The following is a 22599-nucleotide window of genomic DNA, read 5'->3' as shown; positions in this document are numbered from 1 at the left end:
TTGGCTTTTGAATAGAAAACCGCCGGTGCTGAAACACCGGCGGTTTTTTTGTTGGTCAATGTTACTTGGCCCGCGACGCGGTCAACTCTACTGCAACGGTCACGGCAAACGCCAGCGAGTCTTCAGCGGGCATTTTTTTGCCAATGTCGAAACTCAGCCGGTCCAGCGTTATTTCTCCTGTCATTGTTGCGACATCATCCTGAATACTCAGAGCAAAGGGCAAAGTGATGTCCAGCGTCTTGTCTCGGATTGTCAGAGGACCACGCGCCTCGTACCCGGATTCGGTTTTGAACAGGTCGGCATCGAAGCTGGCGGTCGGGAACTGACCGCTGTCGAAGAAATCCGCGCCCATGGCCTGATCCGTTACGGTTCCGAGGCTTAGCGAGCCGATGGCAATGGTCACGTCCACCGACCCTGCGAGGCCGGGTTCTGCCGGTTCGTCGAAAGTGATCGCGGCGGTCCAGTCAGAGAATCTGCCGGTTACAGGGCTGCCAAGTTGCTTGATCGTGATCGACAGGTTTCCTTCCTGCACCTGCCAGTCCGACTGAACCTCTGCAAGTTCGGCGGTTTCAGTGGAAGCGGCAGCGTGTTTGGTGAAAACACCGGTGGTCCAGCCACCCGCCAGCACACCGCACCAGATGACCAGCGCGGCGGCGGCGGGGACAAGTGAGTGTTTCTGTGCGGGCGGCTTGGGCGCATCCGTTGCGCCCGGCAACATCCGACGCAGCGTGCTGTCCTTATCCACGATATGGTGTTTCAGCGCTCCTGCGATGTGCAGCACCAGCGAACCCGCCAATACGATGATGAACAGCCAATGCAGGCTGGCAGTCAGTTCAGCCAGAGCGGGCGACTTGGGAATGAATGGCAGGTTCTGGCCAAAGGGCCACAGGATGGGTGCGAACCCTTCGGCGGCCGCGTGGTGCAGCCAGCCGGTCAGGGGAACCAGCACAAGCGAGCCATACAATAGCCAATGCACTGTTTCGGCGGCGAATGCTTCGGACTTGTTTTCGGCGTTCAGCAAACCGGGTTTGGTTTGTGTCATCGCCCAGAGGATACGGGCCAAGGCCACGAAAAAGACGGAGATGCCCACAGTTTTGTGCAGCGAAAACAGCCGTGCGGCCTGCGCGATGTCGTCCTCGGTAGTCGGAATTGACGGGTCATAGATCGCCTGGGCCAGGTTGTTGGCAAAAAAGCCCAGTGGCAATGCCGTGAAAATCAGCAATGCCGTCAACCAGTGAAAGGTCTTGGCAATACTTCCGTAGGTAGAGAAGGTATTTTTCGAGTGCATTGATCGGATGCTCCGAAGGTGAAGGTCTGGACACAACCTATATCCGTGTGAACAGGACACAATATGACCGTGCGCACAGCGATGGTGCCGGAATGCAGAGCGCAGGCAATGCTTGTGCCGGGCCAATTGTCGGTTTACACCCCGCCGCAACCTAACGTCATCCATGAGGTTGCAATGACACTCGCGTTCGTTTTCCCGGGGCAGGGCGCCCAGACCATCGGTATGGGCAAAGCACTGGCCGAAGCCTATCCCGCCGCGCAGGCGGTATTTGACGAAGTGGACGAGGCACTGGGGGAAAAGCTGAGCAGCCTGATCTGGGATGGCGAGATCGAAACACTGACGCTGACACAGAATGCGCAACCAGCGCTGATGGCGACCTCGATGGCGGCGATGCGCGCGCTTGAGGCCGAAGGGGTTGCGATTACCAATGCGTCCTATGTCGCGGGGCATTCGCTGGGTGAATACTCGGCGCTTGCTGCTGCAGGGGCTTTGTCGGTCGCCGATACTGCCCGCCTGCTGCGCACACGCGGTCAGGCTATGCAGAGCGCCGTGCCGGTAGGTGAAGGCGCGATGGCCGCTGTGCTGGGGCTGGATCTGGAGGCCGTTCGCGCGGTTGCGGAAGAGGCCGCGCAGGGCGAGGTCTGCCAGGCGGCGAACGACAATGATCCGACACAGGTTGTGGTATCGGGCTCCAAGGCGGCTGTGGAACGTGCCGCAGTCATTGCAAAGGAAAAAGGTGCCAAGCGGGCGGTCATGCTGCCGGTCAGCGCGCCATTCCATTGTGCTTTGATGCTGCCTGCTGCCGATGTGATGGCCGAGGCCCTGGCTGCCGTTGAAATCAAAGCGCCTGCTGTTCCGTTGGTGGCGAATGTGCGTGCCGAGGCCGTGACAGACCCGGATCTGATCCGGCAGTTGCTGGTCGAACAGGTGACGGGTTCGGTCCGGTGGCGCGAAAGCGTCCTTTATATGGCGGCGCAGGGTGTGACCGAGACATGGGAAATTGGCGCAGGAAAGGCGCTGTCGGGCATGATCCGAAAGATCGACCGGGCTATTGGCGGCAAGGCTGTCGGTACACCCGAAGACGTGCAGAATGCGGTACAGGCCGAATCGTAATCTCCATACGCGTCGACACAGACGAACCAAGAGGGAAACCGAATGTTTGATTTGACAGGTAAGAATGCGCTGATCACTGGGGCTTCGGGCGGTATCGGGGGCGAAATTGCGCGTACCCTGCATGCGGCGGGCGCGTCGGTTGGGCTTTCCGGCACACGGGTCGAGCCATTGCAGGCGCTTGCGGACGAACTGGGCGAACGGGCCCACGTTTTGCCCTGCAACCTGAGCGACGCCGAAGCGGTTGCAGCGCTGCCGAAGCAGGCGGCCGAAGCGATGGGATCCGTTGATATTCTGGTGAACAATGCGGGCATCACGCGCGACAACATCTTTATGCGCATGTCGGATGAAGAATGGCAGAGCGTGATTGACGTGAACCTGACCGCGACCGCCAAACTGTGTAAAGGCGTTCTGCGCGGCATGATGAAGGCCCGCTGGGGTCGTATCATCAACATCTCGTCGGTGGTGGGCGCAACTGGTAATCCGGGGCAGGCGAACTATGCGGCGTCCAAAGCCGGAATGGTGGGCGTGACCAAATCGCTGGCCTACGAAGTGGCAAGCCGCGGAATCACCGCGAACGCCGTGGCTCCTGGCTTTATAACCACCGCGATGACCGACAAACTGACGGACGATCAGAAGAGCGGAATTCTGGGGCAGGTTCCGGCGGGCCGTATGGGTGACCCTTCCGAGATTGCCGCCGCAGTTCTGTATCTGGCTAGCCCCGAAGCGGGATATGTTACCGGAACCACCTTGCATGTGAATGGCGGTATGGCCATGTTGTAAGCGCGGCGCAGGGCAGGCGCGAAACCGTTTGCCTTGTGCGTTGTCTGTGCTATAGGCGGCGCAGATATGTGGGGGCCGGTCATTCAGGTTGGCCTTCGCCATGCCCGGTCAGCCGGGTCTCAAACCGCCCGGAACGGGCAAACCAAAGCCAGCCTGAGCGGGCAAGGGCAGAACCGGGCAATGCGCCCTGAAACGGAATGAGGAAAAGACATGAGCGACGTCGCAGATCGCGTTAAAAAGATCGTTGTTGAGCACCTGGGTGTCGAAGAAGACAAAGTCGCGGAAAACGCGTCCTTCATCGACGATCTGGGCGCGGACAGCCTGGACACTGTTGAACTGGTTATGGCCTTCGAAGAAGAGTTCGGCATCGAAATTCCCGATGACGCAGCCGAAACCATCCAGACCTTTGGCGACGCCGTCAAATTCATCAGCGAAGCGTCCTAAGCGTTTCGTGTCGAGATAGAGCGGCGCTTCCGGGCAACGGAGGCGCCGTTTTTTTGTGCCCGGACCGATTTCCCGCTTGCACGGCGTCTTATTGCTTCGCACTGTTTCCACTGAGGCAAAATTCCAGGCGGGCAGGGCATGATAAGATCCACCCCGATGATAAACACGGCGCGACTGACGCTGTGTGCGATGCGACCGGAAGATTTCAACCGCTTTGCGGAAATCTGGCGAAATCCGTGTGTTGTGCGCCATATCGGCGGCAAACCGAAATCACGGGGCGAGGCGTGGGATGCGTTCCTGCGCAATGCCGGACACTGGCAGATGGCCGGATTCGGACAATGGGCGGTGATCCAGCAATCGAATCGGCAGATGATCGGTCAGGCAGGATTTTTCTACGGCGATCGGGGTCTGGGTGAGGATTTTGGCCGTTTCCCCGAGGCAGGCTGGGTCCTGGCCCCCGAAGCGCAGGGAAAAGGCCTGGGATACGAGGCCGCACAGGCGGCTCACGACTGGTTCGACAGGGTCATTCCCGGGCCGTTGGTCGCCATGGTGGATGCCACAAATGAAGCGTCGCAAAGTCTGGCGCAGAAGCTGGGCTACGTTCTGATGCGTGAATGCGAATACATGGATACGCCTGTCCAACTGTTACGGCGAAATGGTCCGCCAGCACGCGCCTGAAACACAGTAATTGTAGCAATGCCGCAAACAGAGCGTGGTTTGCCGAAACTGTTTGAAACAACCGTTTCGGAGCTGTCTATGCTATGCTGGATTTTACAGCGATTGGGCGAAGGAGCATGCTCATGAGGATTTATCCCACGATGGAATTGCAGAACGGACGGTGTGTCTCGCTGGACAAAGGCCGTCTCGATGAAGCCATGGTCTGGCATGTCGATCCGGTTGCAACCGCACGTAGCTGGTCCGCGGCCGGGGCCGAATGGATGCAACTGACGGACTTCGACGCAATCGAAGGGCGCAATACCAACGCCGAACTGATTGAAGAAATAATTCGAAGCGCGGAAATGCCGGTGCAGCTTGCCGGTGGTATGCGAAGCCGCGAGCACGTCGAGCACTGGATCGACAAAGGTGCCGGCCGGGTTGTGATCGGAACCCTGGCCGCGCGTGATCCCCACGTGGTCAAGGAACTTGCCAAACTGCACCCCGACCAGATCGTTCTGGCCGTGGATGTCTGGCAAGGTCAGGTTATGACCGAGGGCTGGCGCAGCCAAAGTGCCTTTACGCCGGAAGCGTTTATCGACGCTTTTGCCGACACGCCTTTTGCTGCCATTCTGGTCACTGATATCGACAGCGACATGGATGACGTCGAAGCGCAGTTGGGATTGATTTCGGGTCTGGCCAAGCACTCGCGGACCCCGGTCATTGCCAGCGGTGTCGTTCGTACGGCAGACGATATTTCGCGGCTGGCCTACATCTCTAACATCTCGGGCGCGATTGTGGGCCGTGCGCTGTTCCGCAAGACACTGAGCTTGTCCGAAGCGCTTAAGGTTGCGGCAGCTGCCCATGAACCGGTAGCGCAGTTCCAGTAGGACCGGCCCGGTAAATCTAGCCCGCCCTTTTCCGTTTCAGGGAAGGGGCGGTTTTTTTGTGCAGAGCGGTGGTGCATTCCTGCTGAACCACAATATATGACCGGAATTGGCGAAATGACGCTAACAAGGAATGCGCCCTTGCTCTTGCCCCCGGACCCCGGGGCGGGGTATGGACGGTTCTCATACAGGAAGCAGGCAAGAGGCATTTCATGCGCAGAGTCGTTGTAACCGGTCTGGGATTGGTCACTCCTTTGGCCAGTGGGGTCGAGGAAACCTGGTCGCGGCTGCTGGATGGGGAATCCGGCGCGGGCCCGATTACCCATTTCGATGCTGAGGCAAGTGGTGTCACCACGACATATGCCTGCGAAGTACCGCGTGGAGACGGCACGAACGGGACTTTTAACCCTGACGACTGGCTTCCGCCGAAAGAGCAGCGCAAGATCGAAGATTTCATTCTGTATTCGATTGCTGCTGCAGACATGGCCTGTCAGGATTCCGGCTGGTTGCCTGAAGATGAGGAAAGCCGCCTGCGGACTGGTGTTCTGATCGGCTCGGGCATCGGTGGGCTGGGGTCCATCGCGGAAACTGCCAATCTGATCCGCGACAAGGGCCCGCGGCGGGTTTCGCCTTTCTTTATTCCTGGCGCGCTGATCAACCTGGCGTCGGGTCAGGTGTCGATCCGTCATGGCTTCAAGGGACCGAACCATTCGGTCGTGACCGCCTGTTCCACCGGGGCGCATGCGATCGGCGACGCCAGCCGCATCATCCGCGCCGGCGACGCTGACGTGATGGTGGCCGGTGGCGGTGAAGGCTGCATCTGTGAGATCGGTATTGCCGGTTTCAACGCGTGTAAGGCACTGTCGACCAAATATGCCGATGATCCGAAGAGGGCCAGCCGCCCTTATGACATCGACCGCGACGGGTTCGTCATGGGTGAAGGTGCGGGTATCGTGGTTCTTGAAGAATACGAACACGCAAAGGCGCGCGGTGCGAAAATTTACGCCGAGGTTCTGGGTTATGGCATGTCGGGTGACGCTTATCACATCACCGCGCCATCCGAGGACGGTGATGGCGCGGAACGTTCGATGAAAGCCGCGCTGCGCAGCGCCGGGCTGGAGCCGAAGGATCTGGACTATATCAATGCGCATGGTACCTCGACCATGGCGGATACGATCGAGTTGGGTGCGGTGGAACGTTTGCTGGGCGATCATGCAAGCAAGGCAACCATGACTTCGACCAAGTCGGCCACAGGCCACCTTTTGGGTGCGGCAGGCGCGATTGAGGCGATTTTCTCGATACTGGCAATCCGGGATCAGGTTGCCCCACCGACAATCAACCTGGACAATCCGGCGGTTGAAACACCCATCGATCTGGCACCGAACGCCAAGCGAGAACGTGAGATCAACGTGGCACTCTCCAATTCGTTCGGCTTTGGCGGCACAAACGCAAGCGTGATCTTCGGAAAGGTCAGTTAAATGTGGCGGGCCCTAGCGTCCAACGCGCTGACCCTGCTGGTGGTCGGCCTGTTTCTGATGGGCGGTCTGATCCTTTGGGGGCAATCGCAATACAAGGCTGAAGGTCCGCTGCAATCCGCGATCTGCCTGCGGGTGGAAAGCGGTTCGAACATGACACGTGTTAGTCGCGATCTGGAGGATCAGGGTGCGATCAGCAATGCCATGATCTTTCGCATGGGCGCCGACTACACGGATCAGGCGCAGAAATTGAAGGCGGGCAGCTTTCTGGTGCGCGAAGGCGCCTCGATGCAGCAGATCATCGACGAGATCACCAGCAGTGGTGTAAGCACCTGTGGTTCCGAGATCGAGTACCGTATCGGTGTAACCCGCACGCAGACCCGTGTACGCGAACTGGACCCTGCGACTTTGGACTTTGTCGAGGTTTCCTCATTTGGATCAGATGAGGAAACTCCGGCGGAATACGCAGAAAAACGTGGCGAGGCTGACACGCGCTATCGGGTGTCAGTGGCCGAGGGCGTGACCGCGTGGCAGGTTGTTGACGCGCTGAAGTCATTTGATGCGCTGAGTGGTGACGTAACCCAAATTCCGGCCGAGGGTGAGTTGGCACCTGACAGCTATGACATCAAGCCAGGCGACGACAGGAATGCTGTCTTACAGAAAATGCAGGAAAAGCAGCAGCTTCGGATCAATGCAGTCTGGGAAAGCCGTCAGGACGGGTTGCCACTGGAAAGCCCGGAAGAAATGCTGATCCTTGCGTCCATCATCGAAAAGGAAACCGGCGTGCCGGAAGAGCGCGGACAGGTAGCCAGCGTATTCGTGAACCGCTTGAAGCAGGGTATGAAGCTGCAGACAGACCCGACCGTAATCTACGGTATCACCAAGGGTCAGGGTGTCCTTGGACGCGGATTGCGGAGGAGTGAGCTGCGGCGCGCAACCCCTTGGAATACTTACCTGATCGATGGGCTTCCGCCGACACCGATTGCCAATCCGGGACTGGCAAGTCTGGAGGCCGCAGTTGCGCCCGAAGAAACCGACTATGTCTTCTTTGTTGCTGACGGTACCGGCGGCCATGCATTTGCGGAAACCTTGCAGGAGCATAACCGCAACGTTGCCAAATGGCGTGAGATCGAAGCCGAGCGTAACTCGGGCAACTAATCCGCAAGAGACATGAATAAGTGGCCGGGGGCGCATCGCCGCCGGCCATTGTTGTTGTGCGATCAGGCCGCCGGGCGTCGGCGCTGTCTGCGCCGTTTGGAAGGGGCGGAATTCGAGTTTCCGGAACCCGCATGCGGTTTGGAACCTCTGCGACGATTGCCCTGACGGCGCGCAGGTTTCTGAGGCTCGGCGGCTTCAGGCAACGCGCCGCTGGCGACGGGAATTTCAATCTTCATCAGCTTTTGAATTTGCCGCAGCAGATCGACTTCTTCCGGTGCGCAAAACGCAATGGCTTCACCTTCGCGCCCGGCACGGGCCGTCCGCCCAATGCGGTGGACATAATTGTCGGGCACCTCGGGCAGGTCATAGTTGATCACATAGGCAACGCCGGGGATGTCGATCCCGCGTGCGGCCACGTCTGTCGCCACAAGAATCTTGATCTCGCCCGTGCGAAACGCCTTGATGGCGCGGTCGCGTTGTCCCTGGCTTTTGTTGCCATGGATCGATGCCGCGTTGAATCCGTCTGTGACCAGCCCCTTCATCAGCTTTTCTGCGCCATGTTTGGTTCGGGAAAACACAAGTGTCAGCGCCTCGGGGTCGGTGGACAGAATTTCACGCAGTTTGCCGGGCTTTCCGGGCTTGTCGACGAAGTGGATGGATTGAGTGATCTTGTCCGCAGCTTTACCCGGTGGCGAAACCTGCACCCTTTGCGGGTTGGTCAGATAGGCGCGGCTGAGTTCCTCCATCTGCTTGGGCATCGTGGCCGAGAACAGCATGGTCTGGCGCGGGCTGCCCAGATGCGGCGCAATGCGGCGCAGGGCGTGGATGAAGCCCATGTCCAGCATCTGATCGGCTTCGTCCAGCACAAGATGCCGGACGGCGCCCAGATCGACGGCGCCGCGATCCATCAGGTCGATCAGGCGTCCGGGCGTTGCCACGAGTATGTCGGTGCCGCGCGACAGGAACGAGATCTGCTTGTTGATGGACTGGCCACCAACAACGGTCGCTACGCGCAGTTTGGTTTTTCTGGTCAGATTACGCAGGCTTTCGGCGATCTGATTGACCAGTTCGCGGGTAGGGGCCAGGATCAGTGCCTTTGCCGTTTTGGGGGCCGGTTTGCCTGGCTGGGCCAGAAGGTGGTCAATCAGCGGCAGGCCGAAGGCCAGCGTTTTACCTGTGCCGGTCTGGGCCAGGCCCAAAATATCGTGTCCCTGAAGCGCAAGCGGAATGGCCTGGTTCTGGATGGGGGTGGGTTGGGTAAGTTGCGCGTTTTTCAGGGCGTCATTCAGAGCGGGTGCAAGACCCAGCATGTCGAAGTCGAACAAATCGTATTCCTTTTTGGTCCGCAAAGCCGGGTTGGCCGCGAACATGAGATTCTGGCCACGCAACTTGCGCGACCGGCAGGGTTTAGCGAGACCTCAGGACGGGCAGGCGGGTCCTGCGCCATCCGGCCATCGCATCAAGAACCCTGCGTGAAGGGGAACTGGAGGGTAGGAGCGCTTTGGGCAGGCTACGAGCCTGCCGATGCTCACGCGTCAGCGCTGTGTTGAGCGGCACATGAGGGTTACGAGCGCAATTGTCAAGCGCTGCTGAATGCAAACGCTTGTATGGGTGTTTATCGTGTTACGCCGTCAGCGCGTCCAATTTTGCTGCCCAGATGAAATCATTGTCACTGAGGCCGCCGATCTCATGCGTGGTGAGCCGGACCACTACGTAACCATAGCCGAAACTGATATCGGGGTGATGCCCCTGCTGATCGGCGAGCCATGCGCAAAGATTGGCCAGATAGGTCGCCTTGGCAAATCCCTTGAACTTAAAGCGTCGCGTCAGTGTTTTGGTTTCGGAATCAAGCTGCCAGTCCGGGCTGAGGGCCTTGAGATGTGACTTGGCGTCTTGCGCGTTCAGCGGCGGGATGCCGCCGGAACAAGGGACGCATGTTTGATCTGCTAGTTTCTGTGTCATGGTGGATCACTCGGCAGCGGTTGTTTTTTCAGGGAACTTGTTCGGCAGCAGACCCAGAGACTGGGCGCGGTGGACGTCGGCCAGAAGGTTGCGCTCGGCCGCTTCGAACAGGTCCTCTGGATCGTTTAGCACAAAATACCCCATCTGGTGCATATCGATCCGATAAGGAGTGCGCAGGATCGTCAGGACATCAAACGGGTCCCGATCTGGTATGTCGCTGTTCACGGCGTATACAAGTTCGGTGGGGGAGGAAGCCAGTCCTGATCCCAGGGCCTTGATACCACCTTCCTGTCGACGCAGCCCAAATTCGATTGTGAACCAGTATAGCCGGATCAGCCAGGCGTAGTCGTTCGGTCCCGCCTGTTGCCCGGCTTTACCGATGGCATGGCTGAACGCCGCAAAACGCGGATCACTCAGCAACGGAGTATGGCCGAAGATTTCATGAAAAATGTCGGGCTCTTCAATATAGTCAAAATCTTCACGTGAGCGAATGAAGGATGCCGCAGGGAAAGTTCGATCCGCCAGCATGCCGAAGAAAGTCTTGAACCCGATGAGGGCCGGAACCGGTTGTACCTGCCAGCCGGTCTGATCCAGCAGACGCGCGGAGATGTCCGCGCAAGACGGTACGGTTGTTTTGGGAAGATCGAGGCGTGCCAGCCCGTCCAGGTATTCGCGCGCCATGTAGCGCTGAACATTTGGCGCTTGCGCGGCATAGAGATCGGCCCAAACCGCGTTCTCTTCATCCGTGTAGACTATGTGGCCGCGGCTATCGGGTACTTTCGCGACGTAGCTGGTTGATTTGGGCATGATGTATCCTCCTGAAACAATTGTAGCCGGGCAGCTTGAAATAAATGTCTGGAAAGAGGCGATTGGATTGCTATTTTGCAATGTATGTATGCCCAGAATGGAAATTGTGAAACATATGCTTCATGATGCGGATATTGCGGTTTTGCGGGAGTTGCAGCTGAACGGCCGACTGTCGATGCAGGATTTGGCAGAGCGAACCGGGTTGTCGGCCTCGCAATGCTGGCGGCGGGTGCGTGATTTGGAAGCGTCGGGCGTTATTGCCGGCTATGGGGCGCAGCTCAGGGCCAAGGAAATCGGGTTGAATGCGATCGCCTATGTCCATGTTGCGCTGCGAGATCATCACGAGGACAGCATCAAGTCATTCCTGCGTTTGGTGGAGACTGAACCGCAGATAGTGGAATGCGCGTCCATCACCGGGGACCATGATTTTATTCTGAAAGTGTATGCACGAACACCGGAGGACCTTGAGGGCTTTATCATGCAGCGTCTTCTGAAGTCCGGGCTGGTTCGAGATACCCGAAGCAATTTCGTGCTGCGTCAAAACAAAACACGGGCGCCTTTGCCTTTGCGTTGATTGTTCGACAAAGGCTTGAAGGTTGCCCGGTAGGCGAAAGAAATCATTAATAATTTTGTCACGATGCCTGTTGCGCCGACGTTGTGCGAAGCCTTGACTGTGCGGTCTTTTTCGCGTATAAGTTGTGTCATGCTAGAGGAAGTGGGCAACGGCCCCGGGGCAACCCGGTGGCCGTTTTTCGTTTCTCTCGTGCGGAAAAAATCTCGCATGAGGTCACAGGCAAACATGACTTTGATTACCCCGGAAGAGCGGATGTCCCAAACGGCGGAACTTTTGCAGTCGCTCGAGACGTCCATTCGCGGTTTGCGCCAGGCAGCGGAAGAACTGCGCAGGCAAATCGGAGCCGGGGAGGATGCAGATCTTGCTGGTACAGCAAGACAACTCGGGCAGTTAGAGGGGCTGATCCGAAGTTGCCAAAAAGTGGAGACAAGCTTTGTCGAACAACATCACAGACAAGCCGGGATTGCCCAAGGAGGATACGCACTTGACCTTGAGCGCGCTCGATTTGAAATCGGGTGCAGGCGGCTCGCCTCCGCAGATGCTGCAGTGAGGGAGAGGTTTCTGAATGAGATCGGGAAGGGGGGGCTGTGCGCCCTCCCTTTCCTGTTTGAATTCTGGGCGCTGCCGCATCAGTTGCCACCCGAGGGCGACTGGCGGTCGTGGGTGATCATGGGCGGGCGTGGAGCGGGCAAGACGCGCGCCGGGGCCGAGTGGGTGCGTTCGATGGTCGAGGGGTCTTTGCCTTTGGATAAATGGGAGGCCAGTCGGGTCGCGTTGGTTGGTGAGACCTTTGTCCAGGTGCGCGATGTGATGATCTTTGGCGATAGCGGGATATTGCAGTGTTCACCGCCTGATCGCCGACCTACTTGGAAGGCGTCCGAACGCAAACTAATCTGGCCCAATGGGGCCGAGGCGCAGGCTTTTTCTGCGCATGATCCCGAAGGGTTGCGCGGGCCGCAATTTGATGCGGCCTGGGTGGATGAACTGGCCAAGTGGAAGAAGGCGGGCGAGACCTGGGACATGTTGCAATTTGCGCTGCGGTTGGGGGACCGGCCTCGGGTTTGCGTGACGACCACACCGCGCAATGTGAAGGTTTTGAAGGAGTTGCTCGCGTCGCCGTCCACCGTGCAGACCCACGCGCCGACCGAGGCGAACCGGGCCAATCTGGCAGAGTCCTTCTTGGAAGAGGTCAGGGCACGTTATGCTGGCACGCGGTTGGGGCGGCAGGAACTGGACGGGGTGCTGCTATCGGATGCGGAGGGTGCGTTGTGGACCAGGTCGATGCTGGAGGCAGCGCGCAGTGCGCAGGTGCCCGAATTGGATCGTATCGTGGTGGCGCTGGACCCCGTGGTGACGGCTGGGGCGGATGCGGATGCCTGCGGGATGGTGGTTGTAGGCGCGCAGGTGCAGGGGCCGCCCGAGGACTGGCGCGCATATGTACTGGCGGACCGGACGGTTCAAGGCGTTGGCCCGGCGGGCTGGGCGCAGGCGGCGATTGACGCGATGGATGAATTCGGGGCCGAACGGCTGGTGGCCGAGGTCAATCAGGGCGGGCAACTGGTGGAAGAGGTCGTGCGGCAGGTGGACCCTCTGGTCTCATTTCGCGCGGTGCGGGCCTCACGCGGCAAGGTCGCGCGGGCGGAGCCCGTGGCGGCCTTGTACGAGCAGGGGCGTGTGGCGCATTTCGTCGGGTTGGAGGCGCTGGAGGAGCAGATGTGCCAGATGACCGCGCGCGGGTTCGAGGGGCAGGGCTCGCCCGACCGGGTCGACGCTCTGGTTTGGGCTCTACATGAGTTGGTCGTGGGGCCTGCGGGGGCGTATCGGAGGCCGCGGGTAAGGGCGCTGTGAGAGGTTGTTCACTACAAACCTAGATAACGAACGACTGAAAGCATCCTGTTCTAATGGTGCTGCGCAAGACGCAAAAGTCAGCTTTCGGGGACGCCTTTTTCGACACGATAGCGGAACTGGATGTAGCCGCTCGGGCAGGCGACCGCCTGCGCATCAGCTAAAGTGACATCTCGGAGAGTTCTTCCAAATAATGGTGTTCCATCACCGATCAAAATCGGCATTTGGGTTATGGTGATCTCGTCAAGTCGACCGAGGTTGATAAAATTCTGAATAGTCTTGCCGCCGTCGACATACGCACTCTGATAGCCTTCAGCCTCAAGCCTGTCCAAGAGTGCGGTCAGGTCGCCTGAATACAGTTCGATTTTGTTTTTCAGATTGTCTGGCGGCGTTTTAACACTTTTGCTTAGCACAACAATCTTTGTTGTTCCGTAGGGCCACTGATCGGGTGGCAGATCAAAGCTGCTGATCATTTCCATGCACTTGCGACCCATGATCATGCAATCGGTGGTCGCAATGTAGGTCGCGAAGTCGATGTAGCCCTCGGCCATGCCGGCTTCCGGGTCTCCGGCGGTTTCGAGCCAGTCAACACTGCCATCGGCCCGGGAAATAAACCCGTCTGCGCTTGTTGCGATATAAGCGCTGCACTTCATGATGACCTCCTTGGTTTTCTAGCCAACTCAAAGGATGCTGGTTGTTATCTAACTTGATGGCAGACATTCGTTCCAACAGATATCTCGGCAGCTTCGTCCGCAATGAGGCAAATTGAACTCAATGCAAATCTGGAGTGAAGCAGGCGGTTGAGTTGGGCGTTGCACAACCTCCGCACGCCCCATTCCCGAGGCTTAAACGTCTTTGCGTCATAACTCCTTTCAACAAGCCGGGCAGAGCGGCGGCAGAAAGGAGCACAGATGGTATTCGATTTCTTGCGTCGTGGATCGGCTGGTGAGGCGCCCGAGGCGAAGGCGAGCGCAGCGGGGCCTGTGGTGGCGTGGCAAACGGGCGGGCGCGTGGCGTGGAGCCCTCGGGATGCGGTATCGCTGACGCGGACGGGGTTTTCGGGGAACCCGGTGGGGTTTCGCTCGGTCAAGCTGATTGCCGAGGCGGCGGCGGCGCTGCCGTTGGTGCTGCAGGATCAGGCGCAGCGGTTTGATACTCATCCGATCCTGTCGCTGATGCGTCGTCCGAATGCGGCGCAGGGGCGGGCGGAGTTGATGGAGGCCTTGTTCGGGCAGTTGCTGTTGTCAGGCAATGCCTATGTCGAGGCGATTCAGGCCGAGGAAGGCTTGCCGGTTGAGCTGCATGTGTTGCGCTCGGACCGCATGAGCGTGGTGCCGGGGGTGGATGGGTGGCCTAAGGCTTATGACTACGCCGTTGGCGGCAAAACGCATCGCTTTGGGGCGGATGCTATCTGTCACATCAAATCATTCCACCCCCAGGATGACCACTATGGGTTTTCGCCGATGCAGGCCGCGGCAATGGCGATTGACGTGCATAACAGTGCGTCGCGTTGGTCGAAATCGCTGCTGGATAATGCGGCGCGGCCTTCGGGGGCGCTGGTCTGGAAGGGCGGTGACGGCCACGGCGTTATGGCCGAAGATCAGTTCCGCCGCCTGAGCGACGAAATAGAGCAGAACTATCGCGGGGCGCGCAATGCTGGCCGACCGATGGTTCTGGAAGGGGGGCTGGATTGGAAGCCGATGGGTTTCTCTCCGTCCGATATGGAGTTTCAAAAGACCAAGGAAGCCGCCGCCCGCGAGATCGCGCTGGCCTTTGGGGTCCCGCCGATGCTGCTGGGGATACAAGGCGACGCGACCTACTCGAACTATCAGGAGGCCAATCGGGCGTTTTATCGCCTGACCGTTCTGCCCCTGGTGACGCGGGTGGCGGCGGCGGTGTCGGAGTGGCTCTCGGGCTTTGCCGATGAGGATCTGATGTTGAAACCCGATCTGGATCAGGTGCCTGCATTGGCCGCCGAGCGTGATGCACAGTGGGCGCGTGTCAGCCAAGCGGAGTTCCTGACAGACCGGGAAAAACGGTCTTTGCTGGGTCTTCCGGTGCTGAAGGAGGATGCGGATGACTGAGGGGTATCCACCGTTCGATTGCGCGCCTGGCCTGCGTCTGGCCGCACATGAGAGGGTGGCCGAAATCCAGCATGCGCATCTGTGCAGGCGGCTGGATCAGATTGAAGAGATGATGGAACGGCTGGAGCGTCGATTGTGGCTGACGGTTTACGGGGTGGCGGCGGTGATTCTTGCGCAGGCCTTTCAGTCACTTCTTGCCGTCACGCCATAAATTCAGTGAGTTACGTGGAGAAGTTGATGGATTTAGAACACAAATTCGCCAGGTTCGGAGACGGCTTGTCGGTGACCGAAGATGCGGTCATCGCGGGCTATGCCAGCCTCTTCGGGCAGGTCGACCAGGGCAGTGATGTGGTGCAGCGCGGGGCGTATCGGGGCTCGCTTGACGGACTGAAGGCTGCTGGGCAGCGGGTTAAGATGCTATGGCAGCATGATCCGGCGCAGCCCATCGGCGTCTGGGACGAAGTGCGCGAGGATGATCGGGGCCTGTGGGTCAAGGGGCGCTTGCTAGAGGCCACGCAAAAGGGCCGTGAGGCGGCAGAGTTGATCCGGGCTGGAGCCATGGACGGACTGTCGATTGGTTATCGAACCAAGCGGCTGTGAAGAATGAAAAGGGCCAGCGGGTCCTGACCGAACTGAAGCTGTGGGAGGTGTCGCTGGTGACCTTTCCGATGCTGCCCAGTGCGCGGGTGGCGGCAAAGGGGAAGACCCGAGATGCCGAGGATGCCCTGCGCAGTATTGCCGAGGCGTTTAACGATGCCCGGCAGGAGCTGGCGCGACCCTAGCGCGCCTCAAACCCACCCAAGAAATGGATGTGCTGATGAGCAAGACCGAGACCCCGGCCTTGACCGGAGAGGGTGCGCCCCTGGTTCAGGAGGTGAAGCAGGCGATGGCTGGCTTCGTGAATGAATTCAAGGGCCTGAGATCTGAAGTTAAAACAAAACTGCAACAGACAGAAGAGCGACTTACCATGCTGGATCGTAAATCAACCGTCGCGGCACGTCCGCATCTTGCGGCGTCCATTGAGGACGGTGCACCGCACCAGAAGGCGTTTGATGCCTATGTCCGTTCGGGCGATGACGGTGGCCTTCGCGGGCTGGAGATGGAGGCCAAATCGCTGTCCAGTGCGGTTAACAGTGATGGCGGTTATCTGGTCGACCCTCAGACCGCCGAGATCATCAAGTCGGTGCTGAAATCCACCGCCTCGATCCGGTCGATTGCCTCGGTGGTGAATGTCGAGGCGAACTCGTTCGATGTGCTGATCGACCACACCGATGTGGGTGCGGGCTGGGCGGATGAGACTTCGGCAGCGAGTGAAACGTCGACCCCGTCAATTGACCGGATTTCCATCGCCCTGCATGAACTGAGCGCGTTGCCCAAAGCCTCGCAACGACTGCTTGATGACAGCGCGTTTGATGTGGAAGGCTGGCTGGCCGGTCGCATTGCCGACAAGTTCGCACGGGCCGAGGCGGCAGCGTTCATCTCGGGCGATGGCGCGGACAAGCCCAAGGGTGTTCTGGATCATGCCAAGGTCGACAATGACGTCTGGACCTGGGGCAATCTGGGCTACGTGCCGACCGGTATTGATGGCGGTGTCGAGGCAGATTCAATTGTCGATGTGGTCTACGCCCTGGGCGCGCAGTACCGGGTCAACGGCACCTTTGTGATGAACTCGAAAACTGCCGGTCTGATCCGCAAGCTCAAGGACAGCGATTACAACGAACCCTGGATCTGGCGTTACAAGGACTTGCGCAACTGGTGGGGGCGTCACCATCATGAACGGATTGGTGGGGTGCGGCAGCCGAACCCGACGGATTGGGTGCCCGGGTCTAAACCGATCTGGTTTACTGAGCTCGGCTGCGCCGCCATCGACAAGGGTGCAAATCAGCCCAACAAATTCCTGGACCCCAAATCGTCGGAGTCAAAATTCCCGAAGTATTCCAATGGCCTGAGAGACGACTTTATGCAGGTTCAGTATCTAAAGGCGGTACTGAGCTATTGGTCCGATCCCGATGTGAACCCAGTTTCGGATGGATACGGCGGGCGCATGGTTGACCTTTGGAATACCTACATCTGGGCCTGGGATGCCCGCCCGTTTCCGACCTTTCCGAACCTGCGCAGCCAATGGAGCGACGGTGAGAACTATCCCCGGGGTCACTGGCTGAATGGTCGTTCCGGGTCGCGTACACTTGCATCCGTCGTGACAGAAATCTGTTATGGAGCCGGTGTTCGCGAGATCGATGTGTCCGAGCTATATGGCGTCGTGCGCGGTTACGCGGTCGAAGATGTTTCCGATGCGCGTTCCGCACTGCAGCCCCTGATGTTGCGCTACGGTTTTGATGCAATCGAGCGTGACGGCTTGCTTGTATTCCGGATGCGTGACGGTCGGCGGCCTGTTGATCTGTCATCTGATCAATTGGCGCAGAGTGAAGAGGTTAGCGGAGACATCGAACATCGCCGCGAAGCCGAGGCTGAAATGACCGGCCGTGTCCGATTGCGATTTGTGCAATCCGATGCCGATCACGATGTTGTCGCCGAGGAGGCGATCCTGCCCGATGACAGCACCCATTCCGTGTCGGTCAACGAGATGCCCCTGTCAATGACGCGGGCCGAGGGACGCCAGACCGCCGAACGATGGCTGAGCGAAGCGCGCGTGTCGCGTGAGACGGCCCGCTTTGCGCTACCGCCTTCGATGATGCATCTGGGGGCGGGCGATGTCGTCCGGTTGCCCTCGAACGGACAGGGCGCGCTGTACCGGATCGACCGGCTGGAACAGGCGGAGCTTCAGATTGTGGATGCGGTACGGGTCGAACCGGGCGTCTACACGCCGTCTGATTTGCCTGATGATAAGGTAACTGAAAAACCCCATGTCGCTCCGGTGCCGGTTCTGCCGGTGTTCATGGATCTACCTTTGCTTACAGGATCCGAGGTGCCACACGCGCCATATCTGGCCGTATCCGCGAAACCGTGGCCAGGAAATGTAGCGGTCTATTCGGCGTCGGATGATGAAGGTTACGCATTGAGCGGTCTGATCCCGGGACAGGCGATTATCGGAGTGACCGAAAGCCCCTTGATGCGGGCCATCCCGGGTATCTGGGACGAGGGTGCGCCGCTGCGGGTCAAGTTGATCGACGGGGTGCTGGAATCGCGGCCGCGTCAGGCATTGCTCAATGGTGCGAATTTGGCGGCAGTTGGTGACGGCACACCTGGGAACTGGGAGGTTTTTCAGTTCGCGACGGCAGATATGCAGGAGGTCGACACATATGCGCTTTCTGGACGGTTGCGTGGGCAGGTGGGAACCGACGCCCTAATGCCGAACGCTTGGCCGGAGGGATCTTTGTTCGTGATGCTGAACGATCATATTTATCAGACCAGCCTGTCACGATCAGAGCGCCGGGTCGCCAGGCATTATCGCATCGGGCCCGCAACACGGGGGCATGACGACGCGTCTTTTGTGCATCAGATTCAGGCTTTCGACGGAAACGGCTTGCGGCCATATGCACCGGCGCATCTCAAAGCAGCCCAATCCCAAGGCGGTGACATGATCTCGTGGGTGCGGCGCACGCGTATTGATGGCGATGACTGGTCAGGGCTGGATGTGCCGCTGGGTGAGGAAAGCGAATCCTATCTGGTTCGGGTTCGGTCCGGCGCTGCGGTCTTGCGGGAAGACCTGACCGACACTCCGCAGTGGCACTATTCCGCGGCGATGAAATCAACCGACGGCGTCAGCGGCCCATATAGTGTCGAGGTGGCGCAAGCCTCGGCCGTTTTCGGCGCGGGCTTGTTTGCCAGGCTTCTGGTCGGATAGGCAAATCCGTGCGTCCTGTCCTTCACGGGGATGTCAGTGCTGCGGCGCGGGCCTTGTTGGCCGCGCCGCAGTGGGAGCGTCGGAAACTATGCGCCGTGATGATCGCCGAGGCTGAGCTGGCCGATCAACATGTCAGGCGAACCGGCGAACTGCATCCGATATTCGGCAACGGATCGTTGATGGCCGCGGCACGGAGCCGTCTGCTGGCGGATGAACCGGACTTTGGAGATATTCAATATTGCCTGTGCTTTGAGATGGTTCTGAGCCAACTGATCCGCTTTCTGGTTAGCCGGACGCGCAGCTGACACACTTGCCGGCGGCTGGATCAAGGTCTAGCCGCCCGCGCGGGATTTCATCGCCGCAATCCTCGCAATATCCGAACTCACCATCGCCGATCCGTGTCAGGGCCGCTTGCAATCGGCGCGCCTCAAGATCCCGGTTCGCTTGCTGCGCCTTGGCCATGGCCTGATTTTGCAGCGCATCCATTCGGCTGAGGCGCCCCACGGCCTGTTGATCCAACTGAACAATCGCCTGGGCCTCTTTGCCCGCCTCTGATTGCGCGGCCAGTTCGCGCAATCGGTCGCGAATTTGTGTTTCGAAATCGGCCAGTTCGGACTCATTCATTTTCGTTACACTGCGGATCAAGGGTTTGCGTTTGGTGTTTTTACAACTAAATGGCATTCTAGGCGCAGCAAGGGATCAATAGCTATGTTTGAAACGCGCACCAAAGTGAGAAATATGGATCCGGTCTGGGATCGGATCACGGCCGAGGCGCACGCGGCTGTTGAAAAAGAGCCACTGATGGGCGGGTTGGTGCACGCGTGTATCCTCCATCACCGCAGCCTTGAACGTGCGCTGTCGTATCGGGTGGCGGCCAAGCTGTGCTCGAACGAGATGTCGATGATGGTTCTGCGCGAGATCGTGGACGAGGCCTATGCCGACGACCATGGATTGATAGAAGCAGCGCGGGCCGATCTGATGGCAGTCTACGAACGCGACCCGGCCTGCCACCGGCTGTTGCAGCCCATTTTGTATTTCAAAGGCTACCAGGCAATGCAGGCGTATCGTGTCGCGCATTGGTTGTGGCGCAAGGGCCGTCATGACTTGGCTTATTTCTTCCAGATGCGTTCGTCCGAGATCTTTGGGATCGACATTCACCCGGCCGCGCAGATCGGAAAAGGCATCATGATCGATCACGCACACTCCATCGTGATCGGGGAAACCGCCGTTGTGGGTGACAATGTCTCGATGCTGCATTCTGTGACGCTTGGCGGAACCGGCAAGGAAGAAGAACAGCGCCATCCGAAGATCGGAAACGGTGTTCTGATTGGGGCCGGGGCCAAAGTGCTTGGCAATATCAAGGTCGGTAACTGCAGTCGCATAGCCGCCGGATCGGTGGTGCTGCAGGAGGTTCCGCCTTGCAAGACCGTGGCGGGCATTCCTGCCAAGATCGTGGGTGAGGCGGGCTGTGATCAGCCGTCGATCTCGATGGACCACATGCTGGGCAAAGATCAGTAAGGCAAATCAGCTCGAGCGGTTGTTCATTTTCTCCGACCGCTCGCACCTTCTTTCTTCCCATCGCTTCTTGCGCTCTTTGATCACACTATCGCGCCGTTTTCTGTCTTGCGAATGCAGCAGGATCAGATGAACTGAAACGGGAATTTTCGCGCGGATAGTTGTTGGGCTTGGCCCTTAATGGCGCTGGAAGTGCTGTCGCCAGCAAAAATGAGCATCAGCAAAACTCTGACTGATTTCGCAGAGGTCATTGCACTCCGACAGGTAAAGGAGCCATGCGCAATGAGATTCGAGACGCCGGTCATTCCGAACAAGGACGATGACGATCACGCCCTCTCACATCCTGAACAAGGGGCAAAGCCTCGCCGGATCAAGGATGCGGCGAGGCTGTTGTCTTGTTTCAGGCCAGCATGACCATTGGGTTTTCAAGGTTGTCCACGATGGCTTGCAGCAGCTGTGCACCAAGCGCGCCGTCAATGACCCGGTGATCAACCGACATTGTGACCGACATGACCGTGGCGACCGTCAGTTCGCCATCTTGACCCACAACCGGCTTCTTCAACCCTGTACCAACGGCCAGAATACCTGCATGGGGCGGGTTCACGATGGCGTCGAAATTGTCGATACCAAACATGCCGAGGTTCGAAACCGCGAATGTACCGCCCTGATATTCATGCGGTGCCAGCTTGCGTTCACGGGCACGACCGGCGAGGTCCTTCATCTCGGTCGACAGCGCCGAAAGCGATTTGGTGTCGGCGTCCTGCAGAACTGGTGTGAACAGGCCACCTTCGATTGCAACCGCAACGGCGACATCCGACGGCTTCAGTTGCAGCACCCGATCGCCCGCCCAGACGGCGTTGCATTCCGGGACCTGTTGCAACGCGTTGGCGACGGCCTTGATGATGAAGTCGTTGACGCTCAGCTTTACGCCACGGCTCTCCAGTTGTTTGTTCAATTGGCTGCGGAACTTGAGCAGTGCATCCAGCTTGATGTCGCGGCGCAGATAGAAATGCGGGATGGTCTGTTTAGCTTCACCCAGACGCGCGGCGATGGTCTTGCGCATCCCGTCGAGTTTGATCTCTTCGTATTCACGACCCTCGTACATGCGGGCAACCATATCGGCGGATGGGCCAGTTGGAGCCGCCGCCGCTGCAGGTGCTGACGCGGCTGCGGCGGGTGCCGCAGCAGGTGCGGTTGCTGTCGCGCCTTCCACATCTGCCTTGACGATGCGGCCATGGGGACCCGATCCGGACAATTGCGCAAGATCCAGGCCTTTCTGCGCCGCGATGCGTCTGGCCAGAGGTGATGCAAAGATGCGTCCGCCATCGGCTTTGGCCGGAGCAGCCGGGGCAGGGGCCGGTGCCTCGGGTGCCGCGGGCGCGGCTGCCTCGTTGCCGGCGGCGGCTGCAGGCGCAGCCGCTGGAGCAGCGGCAGGCGAGGCCGCGATATCATCGGCGCTTTCGCCATCGTCCAGAAGAACCGCAATAGCGGTGTTGACCTTGACCCCTTCGGTGCCTTCCGGGATCAGGATCTTACCAACAACACCTTCGTCGACGGCCTCGAACTCCATCGTGGCCTTGTCGGTTTCGATTTCGGCCAGCAGGTCACCCGAGGCGACGGTGTCGCCTTCCTTGACCAGCCATTTGGCAAGTGTTCCTTCCTCCATGGTGGGTGAAAGGGCGGGCATCAGAATTTCGGTGGGCATGTCTTCATGTCCTCTTACTTCGAGAATGAGTAGATCAGCGTTGCGATGTCGATAAGCAGAATAGCGGCACAAAAGGTGACGAACACACCAATCACCATGGAACGCGCGCGCGACACATGCGGGTGGTTTGTCTTCAGCCACTCAGTGAAGTTTCCCAGTGCCGCCGCGTCGCTGTGATCCAAAACCGCCAGGTAATTCATGCCAAGCTGCAAGCGTTGCTGCTCGAGCACGATGTAGATGACGGAAGCATACGAAACGATACAGGCAACGCTTAGCATTGCCCGGATAGGCCAGGCGTCGGTCAGACTTCCAACGATAAAGGAAAACTGAAACTCGATCCCGTTTAGGCCTTCCAGATTCAAAGCTATGCTGATGAAGGAAACGGCAAGGAACGCTGTGCAAACATAAAGCAGATTGCGGTTGTTGTCCTTTCGTGCGGCATCGAGGCTTTCAAAAAGCCAGTCTGCTCCCGAAGGATAATCTGCGTTCCTTGCAATCATCGC

General features: G+C 58.9%; 24 protein-coding genes and 1 pseudogene. 16 read left to right on the top strand and 9 right to left on the bottom strand.

Annotated elements, in window-relative coordinates:
* Positions 1 to 61: 61 nt before the first annotated feature.
* The gene (locus ACR0JW_RS04250; RefSeq protein WP_480713604.1) at positions 62 to 1288 is read right to left on the bottom strand and encodes a cytochrome b/b6 domain-containing protein; all 1227 of its coding nucleotides are present in this window, start codon (positions 1286 to 1288) and stop codon (positions 62 to 64) included.
* A 174-nt stretch (positions 1289 to 1462) separates the two neighbouring features.
* On the opposite strand from ACR0JW_RS04250, the gene fabD reads away from it, so the two are divergent.
* The 7 genes from fabD (at position 1463) to mltG (ending at position 7799) form a co-directional block, all read left to right on the top strand.
* Complete coding sequence (gene fabD / locus ACR0JW_RS04245; RefSeq protein ID WP_480713636.1) at positions 1463 to 2401, top strand: ACP S-malonyltransferase; 939 nt, start codon at positions 1463 to 1465, stop codon at positions 2399 to 2401.
* A gap of 42 nt (positions 2402 to 2443) precedes the next feature.
* Positions 2444 to 3181 (top strand): 3-oxoacyl-[acyl-carrier-protein] reductase, encoded by a 738-nt coding sequence (gene fabG, locus ACR0JW_RS04240; RefSeq protein ID WP_170610255.1) that lies wholly within the window; start codon positions 2444 to 2446, stop codon positions 3179 to 3181.
* 210 nt (positions 3182 to 3391) lie between these two features.
* Complete coding sequence (locus tag ACR0JW_RS04235; RefSeq protein ID WP_008756330.1) at positions 3392 to 3625, top strand: acyl carrier protein; 234 nt, start codon at positions 3392 to 3394, stop codon at positions 3623 to 3625.
* A 138-nt stretch (positions 3626 to 3763) separates the two neighbouring features.
* Complete coding sequence (locus ACR0JW_RS04230) at positions 3764 to 4303, top strand: GNAT family N-acetyltransferase (protein WP_170676426.1); 540 nt, start codon at positions 3764 to 3766, stop codon at positions 4301 to 4303.
* Positions 4304 to 4425: 122 nt separating this feature from the next.
* Positions 4426 to 5169: a 1-(5-phosphoribosyl)-5-[(5-phosphoribosylamino)methylideneamino] imidazole-4-carboxamide isomerase gene (locus tag ACR0JW_RS04225; protein WP_170610259.1), complete on the top strand. Its 744-nt coding sequence runs from the start codon at positions 4426 to 4428 to the stop codon at positions 5167 to 5169.
* A 209-nt stretch (positions 5170 to 5378) separates the two neighbouring features.
* Positions 5379 to 6644, top strand: coding sequence for a beta-ketoacyl-ACP synthase II (gene fabF, locus ACR0JW_RS04220; RefSeq protein ID WP_170676428.1), 1266 nt, complete (start codon positions 5379 to 5381; stop codon positions 6642 to 6644).
* Positions 6645 to 7799 carry an endolytic transglycosylase MltG gene (gene mltG / locus ACR0JW_RS04215; protein ID WP_170676430.1) on the top strand — a complete coding sequence of 385 codons (1155 nt, stop codon included), beginning with the start codon at positions 6645 to 6647 and terminating at the stop codon, positions 7797 to 7799. It abuts the gene before it with no gap.
* Between the two features lie 62 nt (positions 7800 to 7861).
* Here the strand turns inward: mltG and ACR0JW_RS04210 are convergent, their stop codons facing one another.
* From ACR0JW_RS04210 to phhA, 3 genes are all read right to left on the bottom strand, one after another.
* Positions 7862 to 9124: a DEAD/DEAH box helicase gene (locus ACR0JW_RS04210; protein ID WP_170816672.1), complete on the bottom strand. Its 1263-nt coding sequence runs from the start codon at positions 9122 to 9124 to the stop codon at positions 7862 to 7864.
* A gap of 298 nt (positions 9125 to 9422) precedes the next feature.
* The gene (locus tag ACR0JW_RS04205; protein ID WP_170824608.1) at positions 9423 to 9761 is read right to left on the bottom strand and encodes a 4a-hydroxytetrahydrobiopterin dehydratase; all 339 of its coding nucleotides are present in this window, start codon (positions 9759 to 9761) and stop codon (positions 9423 to 9425) included.
* 6 nt (positions 9762 to 9767) lie between these two features.
* A complete protein-coding gene (phhA, locus tag ACR0JW_RS04200; RefSeq protein ID WP_170676433.1) occupies positions 9768 to 10568 on the bottom strand; it encodes a phenylalanine 4-monooxygenase in 801 nt (266 codons plus the stop codon).
* Positions 10569 to 10665: 97 nt separating this feature from the next.
* Between phhA and ACR0JW_RS04195 the strand changes: the two genes are divergently transcribed.
* The gene (locus ACR0JW_RS04195) at positions 10666 to 11142 is read left to right on the top strand and encodes an Lrp/AsnC family transcriptional regulator (protein WP_480713603.1); all 477 of its coding nucleotides are present in this window, start codon (positions 10666 to 10668) and stop codon (positions 11140 to 11142) included.
* Here the strand turns inward: ACR0JW_RS04195 and ACR0JW_RS04190 are convergent.
* Complete coding sequence (locus ACR0JW_RS04190) at positions 11106 to 11438, bottom strand: hypothetical protein (protein WP_480713602.1); 333 nt, start codon at positions 11436 to 11438, stop codon at positions 11106 to 11108. The two genes, ACR0JW_RS04195 and ACR0JW_RS04190, sit on opposite strands and share 37 nt — an antisense overlap.
* A gap of 250 nt (positions 11439 to 11688) precedes the next feature.
* Between ACR0JW_RS04190 and ACR0JW_RS04185 the strand changes: the two genes are divergently transcribed.
* On the top strand, positions 11689 to 12990 hold the full coding sequence (locus ACR0JW_RS04185) for a DNA-packaging protein (RefSeq protein ID WP_480713601.1): 1302 nt from the start codon (positions 11689 to 11691) through the stop codon (positions 12988 to 12990).
* A 77-nt stretch (positions 12991 to 13067) separates the two neighbouring features.
* Here ACR0JW_RS04185 and ACR0JW_RS04180 read toward each other — a convergent pair whose 3' ends face one another.
* Entirely contained in the window at positions 13068 to 13640 is a 573-nt protein-coding gene (locus ACR0JW_RS04180) for a dihydrofolate reductase family protein (RefSeq protein WP_170676436.1), read from the bottom strand.
* Positions 13641 to 13898: 258 nt separating this feature from the next.
* Here ACR0JW_RS04180 and ACR0JW_RS04175 point away from each other — a divergent pair, with 258 nt between their 5' ends.
* The 5 genes and pseudogenes from ACR0JW_RS04175 (at position 13899) to ACR0JW_RS04155 (ending at position 19181) form a co-directional block, all read left to right on the top strand.
* Positions 13899 to 15071 (top strand): phage portal protein, encoded by a 1173-nt coding sequence (locus ACR0JW_RS04175; RefSeq protein ID WP_170676438.1) that lies wholly within the window; start codon positions 13899 to 13901, stop codon positions 15069 to 15071.
* Positions 15064 to 15282 (top strand): GTA head formation protein, RCAP_rcc01685 family, encoded by a 219-nt coding sequence (locus ACR0JW_RS04170; RefSeq protein ID WP_170824607.1) that lies wholly within the window; start codon positions 15064 to 15066, stop codon positions 15280 to 15282. The genes ACR0JW_RS04175 and ACR0JW_RS04170 overlap by 8 nt, the downstream gene beginning before the upstream one ends.
* A 26-nt stretch (positions 15283 to 15308) precedes the next feature.
* Positions 15309 to 15853, top strand: a pseudogene (locus ACR0JW_RS04165) (HK97 family phage prohead protease).
* A gap of 23 nt (positions 15854 to 15876) precedes the next feature.
* Positions 15877 to 18876 (top strand): baseplate multidomain protein megatron, encoded by a 3000-nt coding sequence (locus ACR0JW_RS04160; RefSeq protein ID WP_480713600.1) that lies wholly within the window; start codon positions 15877 to 15879, stop codon positions 18874 to 18876.
* An 8-nt stretch (positions 18877 to 18884) separates the two neighbouring features.
* The gene (locus ACR0JW_RS04155; protein ID WP_170676444.1) at positions 18885 to 19181 is read left to right on the top strand and encodes a DUF7742 family protein; all 297 of its coding nucleotides are present in this window, start codon (positions 18885 to 18887) and stop codon (positions 19179 to 19181) included.
* Here the strand turns inward: ACR0JW_RS04155 and ACR0JW_RS04150 are convergent.
* Entirely contained in the window at positions 19162 to 19500 is a 339-nt protein-coding gene (locus ACR0JW_RS04150) for a TraR/DksA C4-type zinc finger protein (RefSeq protein WP_170824605.1), read from the bottom strand. The two genes, ACR0JW_RS04155 and ACR0JW_RS04150, sit on opposite strands and share 20 nt — an antisense overlap.
* A gap of 84 nt (positions 19501 to 19584) precedes the next feature.
* On the opposite strand from ACR0JW_RS04150, the gene cysE reads away from it, so the two are divergent.
* Positions 19585 to 20394, top strand: a complete 810-nt coding sequence (gene cysE / locus ACR0JW_RS04145; RefSeq protein WP_170610280.1) for a serine O-acetyltransferase — start codon at positions 19585 to 19587, stop codon at positions 20392 to 20394.
* A 177-nt stretch (positions 20395 to 20571) separates the two neighbouring features.
* Positions 20572 to 20805 (top strand): hypothetical protein, encoded by a 234-nt coding sequence (locus ACR0JW_RS04140; protein WP_170676448.1) that lies wholly within the window; start codon positions 20572 to 20574, stop codon positions 20803 to 20805.
* On the opposite strand, the gene ACR0JW_RS04135 is transcribed toward ACR0JW_RS04140, so the two are convergent.
* Both ACR0JW_RS04135 and ACR0JW_RS04130 read right to left on the bottom strand, forming a co-directional pair.
* Positions 20792 to 22096 (bottom strand): pyruvate dehydrogenase complex dihydrolipoamide acetyltransferase, encoded by a 1305-nt coding sequence (locus tag ACR0JW_RS04135; RefSeq protein ID WP_170676450.1) that lies wholly within the window; start codon positions 22094 to 22096, stop codon positions 20792 to 20794. The two genes, ACR0JW_RS04140 and ACR0JW_RS04135, sit on opposite strands and share 14 nt — an antisense overlap.
* Positions 22097 to 22110: 14 nt before the next feature.
* The gene (locus tag ACR0JW_RS04130) at positions 22111 to 22596 is read right to left on the bottom strand and encodes a hypothetical protein (RefSeq protein ID WP_170676452.1); all 486 of its coding nucleotides are present in this window, start codon (positions 22594 to 22596) and stop codon (positions 22111 to 22113) included.
* Positions 22597 to 22599: the final 3 nt, after the last annotated feature.

The organism is Ruegeria sp. BG6 (assembly GCF_056538465.1).
The sequence above is the reverse complement of the archived record's forward strand: the minus strand, read 5'-3'. Positions and strand labels throughout refer to the sequence as shown.